This window comes from Allomuricauda ruestringensis DSM 13258 (assembly GCF_000224085.1).
Lineage (GTDB): Bacteria > Bacteroidota > Bacteroidia > Flavobacteriales > Flavobacteriaceae > Flagellimonas > Flagellimonas ruestringensis.
In genome coordinates this window covers 3,056,381-3,080,508 of record NC_015945.1, presented here as the reverse complement: position 1 = coordinate 3,080,508, position 24,128 = coordinate 3,056,381, and the positions used below count along the sequence as shown (strand labels likewise).

13 protein-coding genes are annotated in these 24,128 nt (G+C 42.2%); 1 reads left to right on the top strand and 12 read right to left on the bottom strand.

Features of this window, described 5'->3' with window-relative positions; translation table 11 throughout:
• Positions 1–86: 86 nt before the first annotated feature.
• From MURRU_RS13855 to MURRU_RS13820, 8 genes are all read right to left on the bottom strand, one after another.
• Complete coding sequence (locus MURRU_RS13855; RefSeq protein WP_014034100.1) at positions 87–2,843, bottom strand: DNA-directed RNA polymerase sigma-70 factor; 2,757 nt, start codon at positions 2,841–2,843, stop codon at positions 87–89.
• 199 nt (positions 2,844–3,042) lie between these two features.
• Complete coding sequence (locus MURRU_RS13850; RefSeq protein ID WP_014034099.1) at positions 3,043–3,753, bottom strand: gluconate 2-dehydrogenase subunit 3 family protein; 711 nt, start codon at positions 3,751–3,753, stop codon at positions 3,043–3,045.
• A 4-nt stretch (positions 3,754–3,757) separates the two neighbouring features.
• A complete protein-coding gene (locus MURRU_RS13845) occupies positions 3,758–5,482 on the bottom strand; it encodes a GMC oxidoreductase (RefSeq protein WP_014034098.1) in 1,725 nt (574 codons plus the stop codon).
• 168 nt (positions 5,483–5,650) lie between these two features.
• Entirely contained in the window at positions 5,651–7,225 is a 1,575-nt protein-coding gene (locus MURRU_RS13840; RefSeq protein ID WP_014034097.1) for a RagB/SusD family nutrient uptake outer membrane protein, read from the bottom strand.
• A 17-nt stretch (positions 7,226–7,242) separates the two neighbouring features.
• Positions 7,243–10,617 (bottom strand): TonB-dependent receptor, encoded by a 3,375-nt coding sequence (locus MURRU_RS13835; RefSeq protein WP_148261516.1) that lies wholly within the window; start codon positions 10,615–10,617, stop codon positions 7,243–7,245.
• 143 nt (positions 10,618–10,760) lie between these two features.
• Positions 10,761–11,705, bottom strand: coding sequence for a FecR family protein (locus MURRU_RS13830; protein WP_014034095.1), 945 nt, complete (start codon positions 11,703–11,705; stop codon positions 10,761–10,763).
• 69 nt (positions 11,706–11,774) lie between these two features.
• Positions 11,775–12,356, bottom strand: a complete 582-nt coding sequence (locus MURRU_RS13825) for an RNA polymerase sigma-70 factor (protein ID WP_014034094.1) — start codon at positions 12,354–12,356, stop codon at positions 11,775–11,777.
• A 484-nt stretch (positions 12,357–12,840) separates the two neighbouring features.
• The gene (locus MURRU_RS13820) at positions 12,841–14,028 is read right to left on the bottom strand and encodes a GAF domain-containing sensor histidine kinase (RefSeq protein ID WP_014034093.1); all 1,188 of its coding nucleotides are present in this window, start codon (positions 14,026–14,028) and stop codon (positions 12,841–12,843) included.
• Between the two features lie 453 nt (positions 14,029–14,481).
• Here MURRU_RS13820 and MURRU_RS13815 point away from each other — a divergent pair, with 453 nt between their 5' ends.
• Positions 14,482–15,978 (top strand): sensor histidine kinase, encoded by a 1,497-nt coding sequence (locus tag MURRU_RS13815; protein ID WP_014034092.1) that lies wholly within the window; start codon positions 14,482–14,484, stop codon positions 15,976–15,978.
• Positions 15,979–16,094: 116 nt separating this feature from the next.
• On the opposite strand, the gene MURRU_RS13810 is transcribed toward MURRU_RS13815, so the two are convergent.
• From MURRU_RS13810 to MURRU_RS17825, 4 genes are read right to left on the bottom strand one after another with little or no spacing between them, the layout of a single operon-like run.
• A complete protein-coding gene (locus tag MURRU_RS13810; RefSeq protein ID WP_014034091.1) occupies positions 16,095–16,481 on the bottom strand; it encodes a response regulator in 387 nt (128 codons plus the stop codon).
• On the bottom strand, positions 16,453–17,499 hold the full coding sequence (locus MURRU_RS13805) for a response regulator (RefSeq protein ID WP_014034090.1): 1,047 nt from the start codon (positions 17,497–17,499) through the stop codon (positions 16,453–16,455). Before MURRU_RS13805 ends, MURRU_RS13810 begins: the two co-directional genes overlap by 29 nt.
• Before the next feature lie 18 nt (positions 17,500–17,517).
• Entirely contained in the window at positions 17,518–17,943 is a 426-nt protein-coding gene (locus MURRU_RS13800) for a response regulator (RefSeq protein ID WP_014034089.1), read from the bottom strand.
• Positions 17,940–23,702 (bottom strand): PAS domain S-box protein, encoded by a 5,763-nt coding sequence (locus tag MURRU_RS17825; RefSeq protein ID WP_014034088.1) that lies wholly within the window; start codon positions 23,700–23,702, stop codon positions 17,940–17,942. The genes MURRU_RS13800 and MURRU_RS17825 overlap by 4 nt, the downstream gene beginning before the upstream one ends.
• Positions 23,703–24,128 lie beyond the last annotated feature (426 nt).

The window sequence follows — 24,128 nt, the reverse complement described above, 5'->3', positions numbered from 1 at the left end:
ATGTAAAAAGATTTAACACAATGATGTAGTGTTGATGTAGTTTATTAAACCACTTTTAACATATCTAAGCATGCGATTCTATGGTTTTAAAAAGTGATAAGAAAATTGGAAAGGTTCTCCGAACTGTCCATATCGAGTTTCTTTCTCAGTCGGTATCGGTGTATTTCCACCCCCCTAATTGTTATCCCCATAAGAGGTGCAATCTCCTTGGTAGAAAGATTCATTTTTAGGTATGCACATAATTTAAGGTCCTTTGGAGTCAATACCGGGTATGATTTGAGTAGTCGTTCAAAGAAATCTTCGTGCAATTCCTTAAAATTGACCTCAAAACGTTTCCAATCTTCCGTATCCTCGATGGAACTGTTCAGTTTTTTAATGAAGGACCTGTATCGGTGGGAATTGGGGAATTTATCTTTGTTCATCACCAACATGTTCTTAAGTTCCAATATCATTTCATTTTTCCTGGCGATATTCAGTGTTGTACTGGCCAACTCATTTTGTTTGAGCTTTACTTCCTTGGCCAACTCTTCCTTTTCCAATTTCGCCATTCTTTCCTGTTGCTCCTGTTCCATGCGCTCCATAAGTTCCCTATGCTTTCTTTCCAGTTTTTTTCTGTTGTACCGTCTTACCAAATAAATTGCCAAGCCCCCTAATGCTGCATAAAGGAAAAGACTCCACCACGAATAATACCATGGTGGTAAGATTTCAAAGTTCAAGCTATTGGATTTGGATAAGGCATTGCCCATACCTACGGTAGCAACTTTAAGGGTGTATGCGCCATAAGGCAGGTTTTGAAAGTTGATGAACCCGGTCTCCGCATACTCCGAATATTCTTTAGGACCTTCCAACTTGTAATAATAATGGGGCGATATATATTCTGGTGATGCCACCTCTATAGCCAAGGATTGGGAACGCCCAAAAGGTATTTCCACGGATTCACCTAAAACGGAATATTTGACTTTCTGATCCTTTAACACAACAAAATTCGGCACAGGAAGCTCCTGATTTTCGGAAAGACTTTTCAGGCCATTGGTGTTTATCTTGGCAAATCCATCCGTTAAAGTAATGTAGGATGCACTATCGTTCACCCTTACCACGTTCTGTGAATCCGGTGCCAATCGTTCCCGTAAGGGAAGGTCCGTGATTATTAGACTATCGCCTTTTAAATTGGTATGGATAACGGCCTTCTGCTCTTTATCATCGACAAACCAGAAATATTGTTCATCAAAAAACAACAGCTCTTTGTTCTGGTAATTCTTGAACGCATCAAACTTTTCAATGTGGTCTACAATAGGGTTATAGGTAAACCAAGTGCCCTCACTGTTGAGTACAATATTGTTCTTGATATTATAGAGCTTTACATTGTATTCACTCGGAGAGCCTTCGTTTTCAAAACCCTGAATCCTGTCAACCTTTTTATATGTTCCCTTTTCAAAATGAATCCTATAAAAACCCTTGTAGGGGTGCGCTGCCCAAAGAATATTGGGTGTTTCAAAACACAGCTGCTTAACGGGATCATCAAATCCTTCAATTTTTATCACTTCCCATTGGCCGTTATCCAGCTTTTTGAACTTTGCGAGTCCGTTGTACGTGCCCTGAACATAGGTTGAACTCGCATCCGGTACTTTTAGTATTTGATAACCTCCCGCAATTGCTCCCACAAGTTCAAAGCTATTCTCGGTTACCTTATAGGTACCTGTGTTGTGCCCACAGAGCAAATCGCCCTCTATAACCTCCAAGTCCCAAACATGGCCTTGTGAACCACTTACAAACCTAAGTTCGTTCCCTTCAAAATAAAAGACCCCTGTGTTACTCCCTAAAAATAATTTACCATTGTACCATGCCATATCGTAGACCATGCCCAGTGTACCGGTATAGTCGGTATAATATGAAATGGGATTGTTCAGTTTTACCCGGGCAATTCCGTTATCCAACCCTAACCACAACTGATTTTTGAACAATAAAGCGGATAGTACCGTATTATTCTGAAGACCGGACTCCCTATTCAATACGCTGTAACGCTGCGAAACCGTATCGTATAGGTACATTCCATTTTTAATGGTTCCTAAAGCTAGAAGACCGTTACCCAAAACGGTTATCTTATTTAGTTGATGTTGTTTAAGGTCTTCATTCATAGGAGCGGACCATGGTGATAATGTGCTGCCATCATACAAAAAACAACCATGCAATTTAGTCCCAATCAAAAGTTTATCTTGGAAAATGGCCATATCATTAACTGTCTTCCCCAACAAAATATCTTGATTTGGCAGGGACACCAACCCTTCATTTTTAACCTCAAAAAGCCCTACTGATCCCCCTGCCACAATTAATCTATCATTGAACTCAATAAAATCAGAGACCACATCTGGAGGATCTACAACGGATATATCATTGTTATCATAGAAATAGATTGCTGAAAAAGAACGGAACACTACCTTTCCATCTTTAGATGGAAAAATTTCCCAAAATTCCTCACTGGTAAAAGTATGGTCTTTAATAAGGTGTGTTAAAGAGGTATAGCCCAACTCTCCAAACTTGTTTTTGGTCCAGTAACCAAACTCCTCGTACGAACCCGTATACACTCTATCACCAATACTCTCTACAGAACGTATTATGGTATTGTTTGGCAATTTGTTCAAAGTCCACTGCTCCCCATTAAAATGGAGCAAGCCTTTATTATTGGCCACAAAAAGCTCTCCTTTGTTATTTACAGAAACATCCCAGTTTTTACTACCCCCCTTATAATCCAGTAATTGATAATTTTGGATCGGGGGTAATAATTGTTGACCGTTAACCGATAAACAGACCAATAATAATACGATTGATAAAAGCCTGAAATGCATGCTGTATAGTTATGTATGATAAAGATCTTTCGAATCTTTGAATATACAAAACCATGGGAATTTTCAATTTATTTTCAAAAGTGTGTTAATTAATGAATACAGGCCCCTAAAAAGGAGCCTGTATCAAATTAACTAAACTAACTCAAATCCAATCTATGGCAGAATTTTCCATAAAGAAGCTTTGGTTATTCCATTTACATTACGTTAAGAGGTTTCCATCCTCGTCCCATTCTGCGATGATGCCACGCTTGCTCTGGTCCACACATTTGGCGAGCCATTCCTCGTCGTACGATACCCCGTGCTGTTCCAGTACATCGTCCGGAACACCGTCCCATACATTGGGCTGATTGCCTTTATAACCGATCTCCTCTATCCCAATCTTACTCGTATAGAAGCCCGTCATCGTCAGGTTCCTGACCAACGAGAAGAAGTTCACCTCAAAGGGGCGCTCGTTGCTTGGGACTTCCGGGTCGTAATAGGCGATTTCGTCCAGTATGGCCCTTTGCTGTTCTTCGGTCGCCTTTTTGAACTCCGCTCCGTACTCCGTGTTGCCCTTGTGGTCCAACCACATGATCCCCCCGCGGATGTCGGGCTGTAAGGTCTCCTCATCCTTGGACATAAACTCGATAAAGCCGACCACATCGGCATCCGATGCTCCTTTGTAATCCTCCGATGGGGGCAGGATAAGGTCGCACAATATGGTAAGCGTTTCCACTTCATGGGGATTCAGAAACTGTTCGTCCTGTAGTTCGTCGATCAGTTCGGTCTCCTGCGGCACTCTTCCCGGGTAGGTGATCTTTGGTGCTTCCGTCAGTTCTGTCCCTTCCGTAGCGGGTTTGCATCCGTGTATGGCCAGTCCACCGGCCACGGAGCCCAGTACTATCGATTTTAAACTCTTTCTTCTGTCCATGTCCTTAAATGTTTTGTTGTTTCAATTGCTCCACGATATATTCCGAAGCCCTCATGGAAAGCGCCAAAATAGTCCACGTACAGTTCTTATCCGCTTGCGAAGTAAATGGTCCTGCATCAACAATAAATACATTGTCTACATCGTGCAGCTGCTGAAATTTATTGGTCACTGATGTTTTCGGGTCATCTCCCATTCTAGTTGTTCCAACCTCGTGGATAATGTTTCCAGGGTTGTGCAAACCATAATTGATGTCTTTACCTGGTTTTTCCCCCATAAACTCACCACCCATATTGGTCAAGATTTCCTCAAAAGTATCTTGCATGTGCTTGGCCTGGTTGATTTCGTACTGGCTCCATTTGTAGTTGAACCGCAGCACTGGGATACCGAACTCGTCCACCGTGGTCGGGTCTATTTCACAATAGTTCTCCTTCCTTGCAATGGATTCTCCCCGACCGGCCATGCCCACTACGGCACCGTAGTATTTTTTGGCATCGCTGCGCAGTACGCCGCCATAGCCGCCCACCTTGGTCCCGAAGAACTTATTGAACTCGTTCACATTGAAACCGAATCCGTAACTGGGCATACCCATACCGCCCCAAACTTCAATGTGGTAACCACGTGGAAAATCCAACTTGGAATTATCACCCCACCAAGGTGAGTACACATGCATACCTCCTACACCATCTTCGTTATAGGAAACCTTTCGGTTCATCAAATCGGGAATAAATGCAGCTCTATCAGCACCCGTTGAATCGTGCAGATACCTACCCACAACGTCACTGCTGTTCCCTAATCCATTCGGGTGTTGCTTACTTTTTGAATTGAGAAGGATACGAGCAGAACTACAGGCCGAGGCACCCAGTACCACTACTTTTCCTTTCAATTTATATTCTTTACGATCTTCTTTGTTAATGTAGGACACTCCTGTGGCTCTACCTTCTTCATCGGTATTGACCTCACGAACCATGCAATTCACAAAAAGATCGATTTGTCCTCCATTTTTCTGCGCAGGAAAAATTAAACATGTCCCTGCAGAGAAATCAGCATATACCTGGCAGGCTCTATTACATTGCCCACAGTAGAAGCACACCCCGCGGTCGTTATTGATTTTCTTGGTCAGCATGGACATCCGCGACGGATACACGGGAATGTTGCTCTTGCGTGCTCCTTTGATATAAAAAAGCTCGTGCAATCTTGGTTTGGGCGGTGGCAGAAAAAAACCGTCCGGGTCGTTGGGAAGGCCTTCGTTGGTGCCGAACACCCCGATCATCTTGTCCACCTTATCGTAATACGGCTTTACATCATCATAGCTTATGGGCCAGTTGTCCCCATGGCCGTCAACGTCCTTATGCTTAAAGTCCTTGGGACCGAACCTCAGCGATATCCTTCCCCAGTGGTTGGTACGCCCACCGAGCATCCGGGAGCGGAACCATTCAAACTGGGTACCGTCTTTCTGGGTATAGGGCTCACCTTCGATGTCCCAACCACCGTAAGCGGCATCAAAATCCCCAAAGGGTCGGAACTTTGTGCTTTTACCTCTCCTTGGACTCTCGTAGGGCCATTTCAACTGGGTTTGGTGCTCTGGCATGGCAGGGTCGAAAAACGGACCCGCCTCCACTACGGCAACCTTTAGGCCGGCCTCCGACAAAACTTTCGCCGACATACCGCCACCTGCTCCAGAGCCCACAATAATGGCATCGTAGACCGTGGAATTCTCTATAATCTGCATGGATATAAGTTTGGTTTTTATGAGTAAATGAATCAAGCTTAACGGACAACCATTGCTCTATGTTGAGATAAACATGTCTGCAACGGATTGCCATAAATATCTTAATTGGTAAAATTGAGGCCCATCATCCATAAAGGATTCCATGGGCCCTATACATTTTAAATATGTTTAATAGCCATTATTATCGGTACCCAGATTCGGGTTACGCTGAAGCTCAGGCCCTGGCAAAGGCAACAACATGTGTTTTTCTTCAATTTGCTTGCCTCTTTCTGTGGTATGTCCTACTGCATTTACAAAGGATATACTACCTGGTGCATCCGCTACCGGAAACTGACCTGTACGAACAATATCGAACCAAGTTTTGAATTCGAACACCAATTCTTTGTGTCTTTCTTTCCACACCTCTTGTACAAAAGCTTCTGTTCCCAAACCGGCAAGGTCTGCTTCAACCGTGGCCAAATCGGATTCCCAATAAGCTCTGGAGCGTACTTGGGCCAAATAGTTAATGGCATCGGAAGTTACTCCACTGGATCTTGCAATGGCTTCGGCAGCGATCAAAAGCACATCGGCATAACCGTAAACTGCAAAATCCTTTCCCGAGTTTGCTGTTTCAAATACCGCTGTATCATCGTGCCATATATAAGGTGCTGTTGAAAAAGTCTGCTCTGTATCTTCAAAACTGGAATGGAAAAACTGCTTTTCCTGAATTCGAAGGTCATTATCAGAGTCATACAGGTCCATAAATCCTTCTGAAGGTAAATATCCCCCGTTGGTAATGTCATAAAGAACTTCTGAAGCCAGTGCCACGGGATAGGAATATCTTGGATATACCGAAGTAGCTATCTCTGGATCATATTCTTTGATATATATGTGCTCTATGGATGATGCATCTCCTTTTCGGATTTTATTATAGGCTGAATTCTCAACATCGACTACTCCCGGAGATACTTCATCATGCTGTACCAAATCATAAGAACCGTAGGTTCCGTTGATGATTTCCTGAGATAATGCTGCTGCATCGGCGTAACGATCGGCATTCAAAGGGTTTCCGCTCATTGTCAGGTACACATCGGCCAATAAGGTTGCCACTGCCCCAGCAGTAACGCGTTTGCCATTGTCCACCATACTTACCGTTGGTAAGCCACCATCAAGGGCATCCTTTAAATCCTGCTCTATCAAAGCATAGACATCGGCTATCGGGCTTCTTTCCAGATAGAGGTTGTCCAAAGATTCATAGGGCTCCGTTGTCAATGGAACCGGACCGAACCATCTTACCAAATAATAGTAGGCAAATGCTCTGAAAAATTTGGCTTCGGCCAACAACTGGGCTCTTTCGGAATCGCTCAGCTCGGGTGTTTCTGGAATATATTTGATAGCGTTGTTCGCTCTTGATATCCCCAAATAAAGTTCCCTCCATCTGTCTTGCAAATACCCGCCAATATTATCACCGTTCAAGGTGAGTTCCTGTGTATTGCTCACGTGCAACTCTTGACCTGCGTACTCATTATAAAAATAGCCTGACATGTATCCGCCCAACATTAGGGGAGTTCCGCTATAAACTCCGCCATCGGTCATATTTGGAGCACCTGTTCTATATAAAGAATTTACTGCACTATATGCTTGATCTGGTTCTGAAAAGAACTGGTTGGAATCAAGTTCGGCAAGAGGTTGTTCTTCCAAAAAGTCCGAACAAGACCCCAATACAATTATTCCGATTAGAAAAACTATATATTTAATTTTCATGATATTTTTTTTATGGATTAAAATTTGAGGCTACATCCTATGGTAAAAGTCCTAGGCTTGGGGTATTGGAAGAAGAAAATGTTCTGTCCCCATTGGTTTCCACCCCATGAAGTTGCTTCGGGATCATACCCTTGAAAGTCTTTGGAATGGATCACGAAAGCGTTTTCCAAACTGGCATAGACCCTCAAACGGTTCAAGCCCATCAAATCCAAAAATTGTTGGTTGAAGTTATAGCCCAAAGAGAATAGGTTTCCTCTGATGTAAGAACCATCAACCACCCATCTGCTGTCTACTTGGCTATTCTGCCCTGCATAGGCTTGGTTCCTGATTTCCTGTACCATGGTGTTCTGATTGTTCTCGGTCCAACCATCATAAAGAATGGTAGCAAGTCCGTTGGCAATACCGGAACGGTCTTCTGTGGAGTGATAGAATTGTTGCATGATCTCCACACCGGCCACAAATTGAATATCTGCAGTGAAATCGAAGTTTTTATATCTGAAGGTGTTGATGAAACTTCCTGTAATATCTGGCAGGCCTTTTCCGAGAATTTTCTTTTCTGCAGATCGTTTGGCCTCTCCTGGAACAGCTCCTACTTCGGCAGCTTCGGCGGCTTCATCCGTACCCCATGTGCCTAAACGCTCGTATCCCCAGAAAGAACTCAAAGATTCTCCGACACGTAAGATCGTCTGGCTACCGGATACCCAGAATGGCCCAGGTTCGATGTCTTCATCGTTTTCACCCAAACTTTCAATTCTGTTCTTATTATAGTTCATGTTGAAGGAAGTCTCCCAACCGAAATCGGCTTTACGAATTATCTCTCCAGTAATCATGGCTTCAATACCTTTATTGGAAACAGACCCGATATTATCCCTTACCGAAGTAAATCCAGAAGTATAGGGCACTGGTCTATCCAATAAAAGGTCTTTGGTCAACTTATCGTAGTAGTCGAACTCCAAACGCAACCTATAATCAAAAGCGGCAAGATCCAATCCAATATCAAACTGACTGGTTTTTTCCCATTCCAATCCCGGGTTTCCCAAACGGTTTACAGAGCTTGAGCTAACCCTTGTGCCATTTAACAGTACCGTTCCCGAAGAAACTGTTGCCAATGAGCTGTAGGGGGCAATTTCCGTGTTACCCGTAATACCGTAGCTACCACGCAACTTAAGTCTGTTGATAGCTGTAACGTTGTCCATAAAGGTTTCTTCACTGATGTTCCAACCTGCACCTATGGATGGGAAGAATCCATATTTATTGTCCTCTCCAAATCTTGAGGAACCGTCCGCCCTGCCTGTTAAAGTCAGCAAATATTTACCTTTATAGGTATAGCTGGCACGAACAAAATAGGAATTAAGTGCCCATTCGTTAGTGGTAGATTCCGGTGCACTTGGATTACTGGCAGACCCAATATTGTTGTAGCGGAAAAAATCGTCACTAAACCCTCTCGCAAAAATGTTGGAAGATTCGTAGGTTCGTTCTTGCCAGCTCAAACCTAACATGGCATTGATGCTGTGATCACCAAAATCCTGATTGTAAGTAAGATAGTTTTCTTGTTGCCAGTAGGTACTCCTTTCGTTAAATATTCTGGCATAGCCATCGGGAGCAGAAATGTTCACCAAATCTCTTGGGGAATATTCTTTTTTGTTTCTGATGTTTTTATCGAAACCGAATTGCGTTCTAAATTCCAGACCGGGCATAATATTGAAATTGGCATAGAAATTCCCGAAAAGTTGGTTTCTTTCCCAGAATCTTTCTTGTGTTTCCAATACATGAACCGGGTTGGACATGGATTCCAAATTGTAGGCATCGCTGATCATTTGGCTATTGCTCCACGTTCCATCTGGAAATTTTACAGGGAAAATAGGGGGCATTTCTATCATGGTCCTTCTTGGGGACTGACCTCCTCCTCCTTCTTCAAATTCGGTATCCTTAACATCGTTCACCATAAGGTTCACACCCAACTTTAGCCAATCTTTTGGAGTAACATCATAAGCGATTTTTCCACTGATCCGATCCAATTCATTGTTCAGCATTATTCCTTCTATGTGGGAATAATTCAAAAACACCCCTATGGATGATTTTTCACTCCCCTGCTGAATGGACAACTGGTGATTGTTGGAATAGGCAGTGCGCGTAGCTTCATCTTGCCAATCGGTGTCATAAAGTGGGTTTCCTTCCGCATCAAAAAGGTTCGGGTCGTTTGCAGTAAATACCGGAGCTGGGTCGTTGGGGCGGTATTTGGGCGTATTTTCCATACCTGTTCTTACCACTTCCAACCACTCATCTGCATCAAGCAGGTCCATTTTTTTTCGAAGGTGGCCCACACTTAAAAATCCATCGTAGCCAATGGTTATTTTCTCGTCTTGGGTGCCTCTTTTGGTTGTGATCAAAACTACACCATTGGCACCTCTTGCACCATAAATTGCAGCGGAAGATGCGTCCTTGAGGACTTCCATGCGTTCAATATCGTTGGGGTTTATGAATTGGATGTCGTCCATTACCACACCATCTACAACATATAAAGGGTCTGTTGATGAATTGATGGTACCCACACCACGAATCACTATTCTAGGGGATCCTGTTGGAGAGCCTGAGTTCAAAAACACGTTTACACCGGCTACTTTGCCCCTCATCCCTTGGAGGGCGTTGCTCACTGGGGCTTTTAAGAGGGTCTCGCTGTCTACGGCACCAACGGCTCCGGTGAGGTCCGATTTTTTTTGGGTACCGTAACCTACAACGACAACCTCTTCCAACGCGGCCACATTTTCTTTAAGAACAACATCTATGGTCTGTTGATCACCGACTTCAATTTCTTGGGTTACAAAGCCTATGTAGCTAAACATAAGAACATCTCCAGTATCTGCCATGATGCTGTAATTACCATCAAAATCGGTGGTAGTACCCTTGGAGGTACCCTTTACCAAAATAGATACTCCCGGAATAGGGGTGCCCGCGTTGTCGGTAATCTTTCCATTAACGGTAAACTGTACCGTGGTCCTGATAAGCTCATTGATCCTATCGGGACTCAAGGCTGTCGGCATTTTATCGACATGTTTGTTTAAAAGACGCTCTATTTTGTTTTTAATTTCGGGGTTGTCTTTTGGAAAAAGAATGATTTGATCTCTAACAAAGCTAAAGGCGATATCGGATTCCGAGAACAGCTCGTTCAATACGGCATCCAATGTCTTGTTTTCTACCTTGAGTGATTTTTTGGAATACACATCTACAATACTGTTGTTGTAGAAAAAGCTGTAATCGCTCTTGCGTTCAATTTCGTTCAATATCCTCTTTAATCTCACATTATTTGCCTCTAACGAAATACTTTGGGCATTCGCCTCAGAAGCAAATAACTTGGCCAGGGTAAGTGCCACTAAGATTAAATAGATTTTCATTATCCTAATAATTGGGACCTTTGGTAAAAAAAGTTCCTTTTTTTCCATAATTTTGATGAGTTTACGATGTTTAATTACATTTCTATGTGGTTAAATAATTATTGAGCAGGGGGGTGCGGGAACACCCTCCTCTCTTTTTTGGGTCATTTCTTCATATAAAGTGTTATTTGGTTATTTTTCATTTGATACAGTATTGGTGAGGAAACTTCGAAAAGATCCAGTATTTGTTCTATACCGAGGTTATCGAACTCCCCTGTATATTTATAGTCCATTATCCCTGGCGACTCAACGGATATGTCAACCTTGTACTTTCTTTTCAGATCGCTTATTACCTGGCGTATCGGTGTCTCATCATAAATAAGTTTGCCCTGGCGCCATGCGGTAAAATTTTCGGTCTGTACATTATCTACAATAAGTTTATCGGCATCTTTAACATAGGTGGCCCTTTGGGATGGGTTCAACACCACTGTTTTTTGGTCCCGTTCTTCAACGACCTTTACCTTACCTGAGACCAAGGTTGTTTCCACATTAAGGTCTTCCGGGTATGATTTTACATTGAAAACTGTTCCCAAGACCTGAATTTTCATCCCGTTTCCTGTGGCTACCATAAAGGGTTTTTTGGGATTGTGGGACACATCAAAAAATGCTTCGCCCTTTAAACTTACCTCTCTTAATTCACCAGAAAACTCCTTGGGGTAAGACAATGTGGTGTTGGCATTAAGGGTTACTTTGGTGCCATCGGACAACACGATTGTTTTATTCTCGCCAATTGAAGTTACCGATGTAATTTGGGGACTGTCTTGTATTTCCGTTTGGTTCGCAGGCAACATCAATGTATATGCGAGAGAAAAAATGAGGACTGCACAAGCTGCGTACCCCACGTATTTGTACCATTTCGCATATATCCTTTTTGGACTGCTGGAATTGCCATACTCACTTTGTTTCAGTGATTTGGCCACATGCTTTGCCTTTAAAATATGATAGCGCTGTTGTTGTTTTGGGTTTTTGAGCAACCACTTGACAACTTCTTGCTTTCTTTCATTGGTCAGACGACCTTCGACCAATGCAATAATATCCTTTTTGTTCATTGTATTCAGGAACAGTATTCATTAGCAGGACGTAAAAAAAAGAAACATCCCCTAGTCTGGATGCAAAAATTAAAAAAATAGGGTGGGCAAATACTCGCTCAAAGTTACTCTAAGCTGCCGTAAGGCTCTGGTAATATGGTTTTCGACTGTTTTTGGGGAAATCTCCATTTCTTTGGAAATTTCTTGATGACAGAGTCCTTCCAAGCGACTTTTCTTGAAGACTTTTTTGCACTTTTCCGGTAGTTTCTCTATGGCTTCATCAACCAGAGCTTGTAACTCTTTTGCCAAAATAGACGAGGCCATATCATCTGCCAAAGCGCTATGGTTCAACCAAAACTCCTGCTGTTCGGCAGACATATCTTTGGTAAGCTTATTCTTTCTTGTTCGTAGATAGTCCAAGCATGCATTTCGAGTCATACTGTAGATATAGCCCGTAAAATTTGATGTGATCTGCAAAGTTTCCCATTTCTCCCATAATTTGATAAAAACATCATGAACGATTTCCTCGGCATCTTCTTGGGAAGGGATATAACTGTTTACGATCACAACAAGCTTAGGCCTATAGAACTCGTACACTATACTGAAATCGTCCTCTGTGCCATTATCTGATAGAGAGTTGATTTTGAGGTTATGCAAATGTTCTGGCTTCATTTGTTGGGAAATGCAAATATTTGACCCTGCAATTTACAAATTTCGAATTAACAGCAAATTTTCATTCACCCCTATTTTTAATAAACCAAAGAATACGGTCCATTAGTTTAGATGATAAAGTTGAGGAACTGGTTAGGCCCTTTGAAAAATAAAGAAGTTTCATTCAAGAGGTTACCCTGGTTGCAGCTAAACAAGAAAAAGCATTGAATTTCAAATTTTAATGATCATGATAATACATGATACGATTGAATAGACCGATTGGTTCTTAAAAAGACGGACAGTTCTACTCTTGCTATCGTTCATTCAGCTCTCACATACAACTTTTGATTAATTCAAACCAAAACAGACTCGGGGCAGTATTACAAAAAACAGCAATAGGTTACCTCCCAAACTCAAAAAAGGGCTAAGACAAATCATCAAAAAATCTTTGGCCTGAATTAATTTTAAGGTTATAATTTAAGGTGGTAATTACTCGTTTTTTTGGTTATAGACCAACAGGTATTTCCACAATGGCGGTTGTTCCTTTACCTTCTTCTGAGATAATATCGAGCTTGCCCCCGATACTGCCCACCATATCCGTAACAAGTCTAATGCCTAAACCATATCCCTTTTCACCACTCGTCCCCTTATCTTCTCCTAAATTCGAGTTTGTCAGTTTTTGGAGCTTTTCTTTTGAAATGCCCTTTCCATTATCCCTCACCTCTATCTGTAGCGTTCCGCTTTCTTCTTTCTGTATTATGTCAAGCTTTACCTCTATTTTCCCTTTTGGTGCTGTAAATTTTATGGAATTGGCGATAAGGTTCCCAACAATAGGGAGCAGTTTTCTTCTTGAAAATCTATAATGGTTTTTTGTTCCATTATAAATAAACTCAAGTTTTATCTGCTTGTTAAGGGCTGCTAGCACATAAAGATCGTGAAGGTGTTTTTTTAATTCCGAGAGGTTAAAATAATTTTCTTTCTGTTGCTCTTTTTGTTTATCCAATATATCATCGGTAAAATCCATGAGTTTGGAAGCCGAGCTCTTTATCATTTCCATGTACATCCCAAATTCCCCATCATCAAGCGTTTCATTTTCGGCACTTAACGTAAGTCCAAGAATACCCCCCACAGGCCCTCTAACGTCGTGCGCCATTTGATTGCGTTGCACAATGGCCTTGTTAAGTTGTTCTTGCAGTAAATCCAATTTCATTTTGTACTCGAGCCTCTTTACGACCTCGTCGGCAACAAGCCCTAACAACTTTTTCTTTTCGGAGGAGATGTTCTTTTCTTTATAATCTATTACGCAAAGTGCTCCGATATTTTCGCCTGTTTGCGTTTTAAGTGGAATCCCCAGATAGTACTTGAATCCATCACTCCCTTTAACAAAAGGCTTGTCACTGAACCGTGCGTCTTCATCAAGACGTGGGATTTCCATTAATTCCTCGGTATGAATCGTATATTGACAAACAGAGTCCTCGCGATTAATTTGCATAAATTCCGAAGAATTTGATGTTACTGTCCATTGAGAGTAATTATCAATTAAGTTGATTAAGGACAAATCTGTATCGGTGATATTGGCGGCCAGCTGAACCAAGCCTTGAAATTCGTTCTGAAGATTCCTATAATCGAGGTCAAATTCGTTCAGTTTTTTAATCCGTTCAAATTCTGCATTCTTACGCTCAAACTCATCCATAAGCTTAATCCTTATTTGGCCGACAAAAATAAATTAAAAGATGTTGAACTCCAATCAAATATGTACTAAGCTTAAATTAAATTTAAAGGCAGCTAAGCAATTTTTTGGTTGGGAAATCACCAACTTGGCAGCCAAATTATGGTTACTACGTAATTATGCTCGTATTCTAAAGTAGATGTTGGTGATTACCTCAATAAATCGGTTCCCAACCAATAACGGACCATTTTGTTTATGAACAAAAACAGTATTGTGCTTTTGCCCAAAGCAAAAAAACTAGCATGGACAAATTTACCTGTTGCTTGAAGTTTCTGTTATCCATTCCACAAACACATGATCAATAGAGTCAGATTCTTGCTATTTATACCAAAAAAATATATATTGGATTCCTTTATACTAAAGAACACCTTTGGGCCTGCGAACAAAATATGTGCTTAACCAATCACTTTCCCCAACATGGACATTCTTGATTTTAGGCATCTAGAAACCATTGTCTTCACTTCGATTTTTAGTGTTTTTGGTATCTATCACCTACTCTCTTTTTTCGTGTTGAAGCATAAGGTTTTGCTCTATTACTCCATTCTCATCTTTGGGTTGACCCTACACTGGAGCCTATATTTTTTTTTAGATGGATCTTTTGGCAGTACGGCTTCAATAATCGCAGATAAGGCTTCCCTTACCACGGCCATGATCTCAACTTTGGGATTATTGCTTTTTACAAAAAATTACCTAAGTATAGAAAAGGACACCTTTCCTAATTTATGCAGGACGTATAAGGTATTTGTTGGTATCGTTGGCAGCCTCCCCATTTTGCATATCACAAATAATTTGACAACTAAGATTGAATGGTTGAATGATTTTTTTGTACTGTTCGCCGCCATTATGTCCATGGCTTCTATATTTCTGAACATATTTTCAGGTTTGCGATTGTTCCATGCCCATAAATTGAACCGTTACTATCTGTATTCTTACACTCCCATTCTACTGGCCGCAATATTATACATAGGCACTTGGTTTTTGAAAAGACATTTTGATTTTTATACCTACCCTATTATTCTTACAACTTCAATCTTAGTAACTATCCAGTTAATTCTTTTTTCGCTGATTATTGGGTTTAAGTATAAAGCTATTGAATCTGAACATTTGAAATTACAGCTTAATGCAAACCAAATGCTAAAAAATGAAGTAGACAAGCAAACAAAAAATCTCCAACTCGCCAAAAAAGCACTTGAAGATCAAAACGAGGAACTTGAAAAGGTCAATCAACTCAAAAATAAGCTGTTCTCGCTACTTACCCATGATGTCAGGGCGCCTCTGAATAATTTCATCGCTATCATTGAATTGATCCAATCCGATTTAACGGACAGCGAACTACAACCCATTTTAGAAAAATTGAAGAATGAAATTTCCGATAAGGTTTCCATGGTCAATGGTTTACTTCAATGGTCCCATAAGCAATTGGATGGCATGGAATTGGATAAAAGTTTATGTGATTTAAAATCTGTTTTCAGCTCCATAAAGCATGAGTTTGCACGAATGGCCCAAGATAAGGATATTGCCATTGAGCTACAGGTTTTGCATCCAACACTTTTAATGGATGTGAATATGCTCAAAGTGGTTCTCCGCAATTTGGTTTCCAACGCCATCAAGTTTACCCAGAACGGCCAAAAAGTGATCGTATGGTCACAAAGCAATGCCACATGCATTGAAATAGGTGTGCAAGATTTTGGTATGGGAATGCAAAGTGACTGGTTCGAGAGACTTGGGCACGATGACCGACCAGAAATAAGAACAGGAACACATGGAGAAAAGGGCACTGGCTTTGGCTTGGTCATTGCAAAGGATTTTGTTGAAATGAACGGTGGCAAACTGATCTGTGAAAGCGAAATAGGTAAAGGTACCACCTTTATATTGCGATTTAAGGATACTGCCATTGGCCATGCACCGGACTGAGAAGTATCCGGCCCCGATGCCACAAAGGAGGAATAGTATTTTTTTCGACAATGGCAACTCTTTTTCTTGAAAGGTATTCGTCCTATGGAATGCTGTTTAAATCACCAGAAATCTTCTTATTGTTGCGAAACGATATCGGTCACTACATCAAAGTTCAGTGGCTTTTGTAGATAATCCTTGATCAATCCATAGGTCCTTGCTGTTTCCATATCGCTCGGATCCGTGGAAGAGGAAACTATATATACTGATATTGATTTGCTGTTGGCCCAATCACTTTTCTCTATGGCATCCATAAACTCCCATCCGTTCATCTCTGGCATATTAATATCGAGCAAAATGGTGTAATGGTCCTTTTCGTTAAAATTATCCTGTAAAAAATCCAAGGCCATCCGGCCATTGGAAAACTCTTTTACCTTGAGGTCTGGAGAAACCTTTTGTATCAATTTTGATGATACCCAGTTAAAGGTTGGGTCATCATCCACCAGTATTATTGTCTTTTCCATTTTTCAAGTTACTTAAATTCATCATTGTATTGGTTTCAGTAACAATATTTTGGATAATTTTATCCAGTTCATCTCCCGATATTTTTATTTGGTCAAGCAGAAATGGAAAATCATGGGGTTCCACAAAATCTTGTTCCAGTATATGGATTACCGATAGTATACGTGCCAAGGGTGCCCTGACTACGTGTGATTGCGTCCATGCAATCTCTCTAAGTTTTTTGTTCTGGGTTTCAACTGTGCTCACATATTCCTGTTTTTCGGTAATGTCGCTTGCCAGTATCAATCGCACTGTTCTACCTTCATATTCAATATTATTGCTATAGATCTCTACACAAATAGTCTCACCTGACTTTAAAATATGGAAAAACACACCCGCATAGCTGTCCCGGTCTTCTCTTTTGCGTTCTTCCAAACTTTTTTCCAAAAACTCCATGTGATTTTTTGGCCTAATGTCCTTAATTGTCATGCTCTTGAACTCCTCCAATGTATAGCCATATTTATCGATGGCCGCCTTGTTGACATTCAAAAAACGGAGGGTTGATGGGTCAAAAATCCACATAGGCTGGGGACTGAAATCAAACAGGTCCTGATATATCTTTTTGTTTTTGTTCAATTTGGCGATGTAACTTTTTCGCTCAAGGGCATAGATAATGGACTTGTAAATGATCTCCGGGCTGATTTCGTCCTTGATCAAAAAATCCGCCACCCCCTTGGACAATATTTTTCTGGCCAGGCCAATATCCGAGTAGCCTGTTAAAATAATGATAGGAATATTGCCACTGACTTCTTGGATTTTTTCCACCAATTGTTCCCCTTTCATATCGGGCAATATAAGGTCCAGCAATATGATATCGATGTTTTCAAAGGATTTGAGCTCCGTTATGGCAGATTCAAAGGTCTCCTGATGGATAACCTTGATGGCACTGAATTTTTCGAGCAAATAATCGTCGATCAAGATAAAGTCACCGGGATTGTCCTCGATTGCCAGTATGGAAAGTGGTTGGTCATCCTTCGTCATTGGTCATTTTTTTAAATATTAATCGGCCAATTTGGAGAGTTGTAACCAAAACTCCTCGATTTTTAAAACAGCCTTCATAAAATCATCCATATCTATAGGTTTGGTCACATAACTGTTCGTGTGATTTTCGTATGCCATATTGATGTCCCTTTGGTTGGATGAGGTGGTGAGCATGATCACGGGAATCTTCTTCAAGGAAGGGTCTTGCTTTATTCTCTTGAGCACATCATGCCCGTTGAAAATGGGCAGGTTGATGTCCAAAAGGATAAGATCGGGGCGCAGGGCATTGGCAAACTTGTTCCTTTTAAAAAGAAAGTCCAGGGCGTCGTTACCGTTCTTTACAATACTGATATTGGTCCTGATCTTGCTCTCCTCAAAGGCATCAAGGGTTAGTACAATATCCCCCTCATTGTCCTCGACCAATAATATGTGTACAGTTTTCATGACTTGTTCTTGTTTATTGTGAAATAAAAGGCACTTCCTTTACCTGGTCTGGACTCCAACCAGATCTTGCCTCCCCAAGATTCCACATTTTTCTTGGATATGGCCAACCCCATTCCTGTACCTCCATAGGTATCTCTGTCATGAAGTCGTTGAAAGATAATAAAAACTTTGTCATAAAAGCTGGGATCAATGCCAATACCGTTGTCCTTGATTTTCACTTGCCAGTGATCTTTCTTGTTGGATACGGTGATTTTGATCTGCGGGGGCACGCCTTCCCTTGAATATTTGATGGCATTGTCCATCAAACAATGGAAGGTCTGGGTCAATGGCGCCTTATAACAGGTGACCTTGGGAAATTTCCCCTTGACGATCTTTACTGATTTCTCTTTTATCAACCTGCTCCGCAGTACTTCGTACTCTTCGACCAGCTCGTTCAGGTCAATGGTCTCGGGGCTCTCCTCAGATCTTCCCGCACGGGAATATTCGAGGAGGTCCAGAATGATCTGTTTCATTCTCTTGGCCCCATCGGTAGCAAAATGGATGTACTGGTCCGCCTTTTCGTCCAATTGGCCACTATATTTTCGTTGCAACTGGTTCAAAAAGCTGGTAATCATCCGAAGCGGCTCCTGGAGGTCGTGCGAGGCTATAAAGGCAAACTGCTCCAACTGGTCGTTGGTGATTTCCAGGTCTTTGATGTTTTTTTTGAGCGCTTCGTTGAGTTCTTCCAATTCCCTTTCGTGTTCGATGCGCTCGCTGATGTCCGTGATGGCGCCCACCATACGGATGGCCTGCCCGGACCCGTTCCTGATGATGGCCCCTTTGTCGACCACGGTCTTGATTTCTCCGTTTTCATGGACGATCCTGTATTCCTTCTTCCAAAATTCCTTGGAAGGGTCTTGCAGGCTCTCCTTGAGACTGGATTTGATCTCCGATAGGTCGTCCGCGTGGAAGCTGTCTTCCCATACCTCGCTTTCATCCAGGCGCTTTTTGACCCTGTGCCCAAACAGCTTTTCAAATCCATCGCTTCGGTGGAAGATCTTGTTTTCGATGTCCCAGTCCCAAATCGCATCCGTGGTCGCCTGTGCCACCTTTTCAAAGCGCTCGTTGGCCCGGAGAATCTCGATATCGGTCTCCTTGCGCAAGGTGATGTCCTTAAAATAGACCGATAGCCCTTCGTTGCCAGGATAGGCCGATACCTCGAACCATATATTTAATGTGGGGTAGAATTCTTCAAAAGTGACCATTTTTCCGGTGGCCATGGCCTTGTGGTACTGTGCATAAAACTCCAGCTCAACGGCATCGGCATATTCGTCCCAAAGCTTTTTGCCCACAATCTCATTTCTTTTCCTTCCCAGCACTTGTTCGGCCTGTTTGTTCCAATAGGTGACTGTCCAATCTCTACCGACAGCGAAGAAGGCATCCCCAATGCTTTCCAGGATCTGGTCCTTTTCATTATAGGAGCGTTCCAATTCTTGGTTGGTCATGGAGGTTTCTATTGCCGTGGAAAGGTTGGTTGTTATGGTCCTTAGAAAGGAAGTATCATCTTGGTTCCAATTTCTTTCGCTTTTACAGTCGTCAAAACCGATAAAGCCCCAAAACTTTTTATTGACCCATAACGGGAATACTAAAATGGATTTGATGTCCTGTTCAAGAAGGAGCCTTTTGGTCTCTGTATCCGGCATCTCGCTGACTATGGCCTTGAAAGCCTTGTTTTGGGCCAGTGGTTGCATAAAATCCTGTACCATACTAAAGGAAAGATTCTGGAGCATGGGGTTATTTATCTGGGAAGGCACCCCTTCATTATTCCATTCCAAGCGCTGGCTAGTTTCTAGTTCACCCGTTTTTTCATTGAGGGAGTTTTGGAAATAATATATCCGGTCCGCTTTAATACACTTGCCTACTTTCCCGAACGCTTTTTCAACTACTTTGAACCAGTCGTCATAATTGAGCAGCTCCGTGTTCATTTCGGCAATGATGTCCAGCTGCTCTGTCTTGTGCAGAATTTTCTCGTTTGCTTTCTTTTTTTGGGTAATGTCCCTAAAAAACACACTGATGCCCTCTTCCGATGGATATGCGTTGACTTCCAGCCAAATACCATAATAGTCCTCAAAGGAGATGGGTTCACGGGTCTTGAGCACCTTGTTGTAGTTGGTGTAGGAGGGCAGGTCCACTGCATCGGGGAACATGTCCCAAAGGTTTTTGCCGATCAAGTCTTCCCTTTTAACCCCGAGCAAGCGTTCCGCGGTCTTGTTCCAATAGGTTACCGTATAGTCCTCCTTCATGGCAAAAAAGGCATCCCCGATACTCTCCAGAATCATGTTTTTTTCCCGAAAGGCCGATTCCAGGGCTTCTGAGGCCTTTTTCCTTTCATCTATGTTTTTAAAATAGACCGAAACACCGCCATTGGAAGGGTAGGTATTGATCTCGTACCAAGAACCATTTCCAGGATATAGGTATTCAAAGCTTTCTGCCCTGCCCTTCTTGTCGACCCTTCTGTACACGGTTTCCAGTTCGGTACCCAGGACAGGGGAAAACAGTTCCCAAAGGTTTTTGCCCAGTACCTCATCACTTTTCTTACCAAGTAAATTTTCGGCCTCTTTGTTGAAATAGGTAAAGTTCCAGTCCTTGTCCACGGCATAGAACGCATCCGAAATACTGCCCAGAATTTCCTGGAGCTGCAACTGGGTGGTTTTCATTGCATGTATGTCTTGGATACTTCCATATATTTTGGTGCACACCCCATTGGCACGTTCGCTTTTTCCGATAATCCGTACCCATTTTTCCTTTCCCGATCCGGTTTTTAACAGTACCTCTTGGTCATATTCCGTGCCCTTTTCAATAAGTTCCTCTATCCTTTTTTCCACAATTGGCCTGCTTTCGGGGGTATAGAATTCAAGGCCGCCGCTCAATGAGGCGTCATAGTCCCCGTCCACCTCTATTATTTTTCGGACCATGGGCGACCAGTACATGGTATCGCTTCTAGGCTCTGAAAGCAGTTCCATTTCCCAACTGCCGATCTTGGATAATTCCGAGGTCTCCTCCAAGAGATTTTTCAATTTGATCTCGTCCGTTATATCAAAGACCATCGAGTTGAAGAGAACGGTACCATCGGCCAATTTATAAGGTGTACCATAGCCTTCGTGCCAACGGATTTTACCATTGGGCATAATATATCGCCATCGGCTATGCCACTGTTGAAGTGTTTCAACAGAGTTTTGGATTTCTTGCACCAACGCTTCATAATCCCCTCCCTTTTTTATCTGATCCCATATAAGTTGAGAATGTTTCTCGCATTCATCAGGGGTAAGATTCCATATTGCTTGGGATTTTTGGCTAACGGACTGCATTTTGTCGGTTCCATCCGGATATAGGTAATATTGAAAAGTTACACCGGGAAGGTCGTTGGTGATGGCCAAAAGCCTATGTTCGGCTTCCTTTAATTGGGTAATATCCTGAAAACTTCCATATAGGCGAATACATTTCCCATTGGCGATTTCGGCCTGTCCCATTGCCCTGACCCACTTCTCGTTGCCCTTTGCCGAGATAAAAGCAGCTTCATATTCAAAAGCCTCTCCTTTTTCCATTGCTGAACTAACAGCGTCTTTTACCATCTCCCTGTGGTCTTCCCTATAGAAATTGATGGCACCTTCCAACTCTGGCTCATAGTTCAATGGGTCGGTCTCATAAATTTGGTGTACTCCTTCCGACCATGTCAACTTTTCATGGATCATATCGATTTCCCAGCCACCTATCCGGGCCAATCGGAATGCATCGGAGACCAATTCCTGTAATTTTTTGGACTCCGTGATATCTTTGGCCGTGGCGTAGACCACGCCTTCGTCCAACACTACCTTGCAGTGCCAACTGAGCCAGACCGGTTTGCCCGTTTTGGTGATGTAGCGGTTTTCAATCTCGAAGGTTTCCTGTCCGTCCCGTATCTTTTGGATCAGTCCATCAGAAATTTCCCTGTCCTCGACATGTATAAACCTGTGGGCGGGAGAACCAACGATCTCAGCTTCGGAGTAGCCCAGTATGTCGCACCCGGCCTTGTTTATTTTAAGGAAATTCCCGTTGAAATCAAACAGGCAAATAAGGTCCGGGAGGGTCTCGAACAAGTACGTCAGATCCTCCTCCAAACGCTTGCGGTTTATCTCGGACCCCAAGTAATCCTCCAATTTGGACAGTACGGGATAATGGGCCTTGAACTGTTTCTCCCTTTCCAGGGTGCCAACGGCCAAGACTCCAACGATAGTGCCCCGGTGTTTTAAAGGAATGCCCAACACCGACTTAATGCCCGATCGTTGTGCTGCCTTTTTTCTGATAAAGAGGCTGTTCCGGTCAATGTTGCCCCAGAGCACCGATTGTCCGGTTTCCCATACCGTACCGGGAAGCCCGTCGCCAAATCCCATCTCCCTGGTATTCTTGGAGTGTTCATAAAATGTTTCCCCAGCTTCATCCTTCCCGTACATGGCCGCGAACCGAAGGCTGTTTTTGTGGGTGCTGGGCAACCAAACCTCGCAAAAAGTGAACCCCCCGTGAAGGGTGACCAGTTTGCATACCTGATCAAGGCAGCTGCCCAGATTTTCATTTTCCTTGAAGGTGGTACTGATCTTGGCCAAAAAATCCCTTTCGAGCTGGGCATTGATTTTTGATGAAACATCCCTTTGGATGGCAATATAATGTGAGACCCTCCCTTGGGCGTCCTTAACGGGCGAAGCTGCAATATTGATCCAGAACGGCGACCCATTTTTTCGATAATTGGTGATGATGACCTCACAGGGCTCACCTTTGGTCAAGGTTTTGTAGAACCGTTCCAATTCATTTCTGTCGGTCTTTGGACCTCTTAACATATCAGGGGTTCTGCCAATGATTTCTTCGGGGGTGTACCCTGTCATTTGGGTAAAAGCCCTGTTTACATAAACTATTTTTGGGCCTTCTTCTTCCAAAGGTCCCGAATCGGTGATCATAACGGCATCGTTGGTGTGGGTCACCACGCTCTCCAACAGTTTAAGCCGCTGTTCTTCCTCTATTTGTGCTGTAATATCCTGGGCGGTTCCTTCAAAAGAGAGTGGCTTGCCCTTACTGTTCTTAATTAACCTACCCTTTTCGTGAACCCACTTAATTTTTCCATCGCTGCGAATTATCCTATGGACAAAATCGAGTTCCTGCAAACCCTCCAAAGCACTCCCCTGCTCTTGGTCAAAAAGCAACCTATCATCTGGATGAATGCTGTTATAAAAAGAATCGAAATTGACATTGAACTTATCCCTTTCCTCACCCCAAATATGATAAACTTCGTCCGACCATATTAATGTTCCTGTATCTATATCAAGTTTCCAGTATCCTAATTTGGCAATCTGCGAAGCCCTTACTCGAAGGTAATCGGTAAGGGATTGCTCCGAATTCATCTCTTCTGCATGTTCTACATTTGTAGCAATCACCATTATACAATCCCTGTCCTGAAAAAACACTTTTTGAAAGGAGAATTTACATTTTATGGGGTTTCCCATCTTCCCAAAAACAATTGTCTTTTGAGGCCAAGCTGTTTTCTTAGTGTCCAATTCATTGAACAATGTTGATAAACCAAGGTCACCAACATCAGATAAAAGGTCTTGAAATGAGAGAGATAGAAATTCTTTTCGGGAATATCCATAGAGGTCCAAAGCCGCCTCGTTCACTTCCAAAATTATCTTACTATCAATTTCATGGACCCAAATGGGGTTTGGGTTATCATGGAACAATGGGCTATAGTCTTTCATTTACTTTTGGTAGGTTAAGGTTTTTTTTGATATGGTAAAATAAACAATAATTTTTTGTGAAAGTTTATGCCCTAGGGAGATTAAATCCATGAAAATACAGTAACACAGTTATTTTTCGGGCAATTCATTTTAAATCATCACTTTAGAGTGATACCAATACCATTATGAAGATTTTTTATATATCAAAATCAATTTTTATTTATTGTCAAGCACCATCAAATGATGTCTTGTTTGGCTGGTTAAAGCCCTGTCAAATTAAGAATTCCATCTCTTTTTCTTACGTTTTTTATAGAAAACGATGGGAGCAATAGGTTTATTTTCCTTAAACTTGGAATAATCAACAAGTCTCAGGCTTGTTATCTTTTACTTTCCTGTCCGCTATGGACAATTTCAAAAATAGTTTTTGAGGGGCCCACATATTCACTG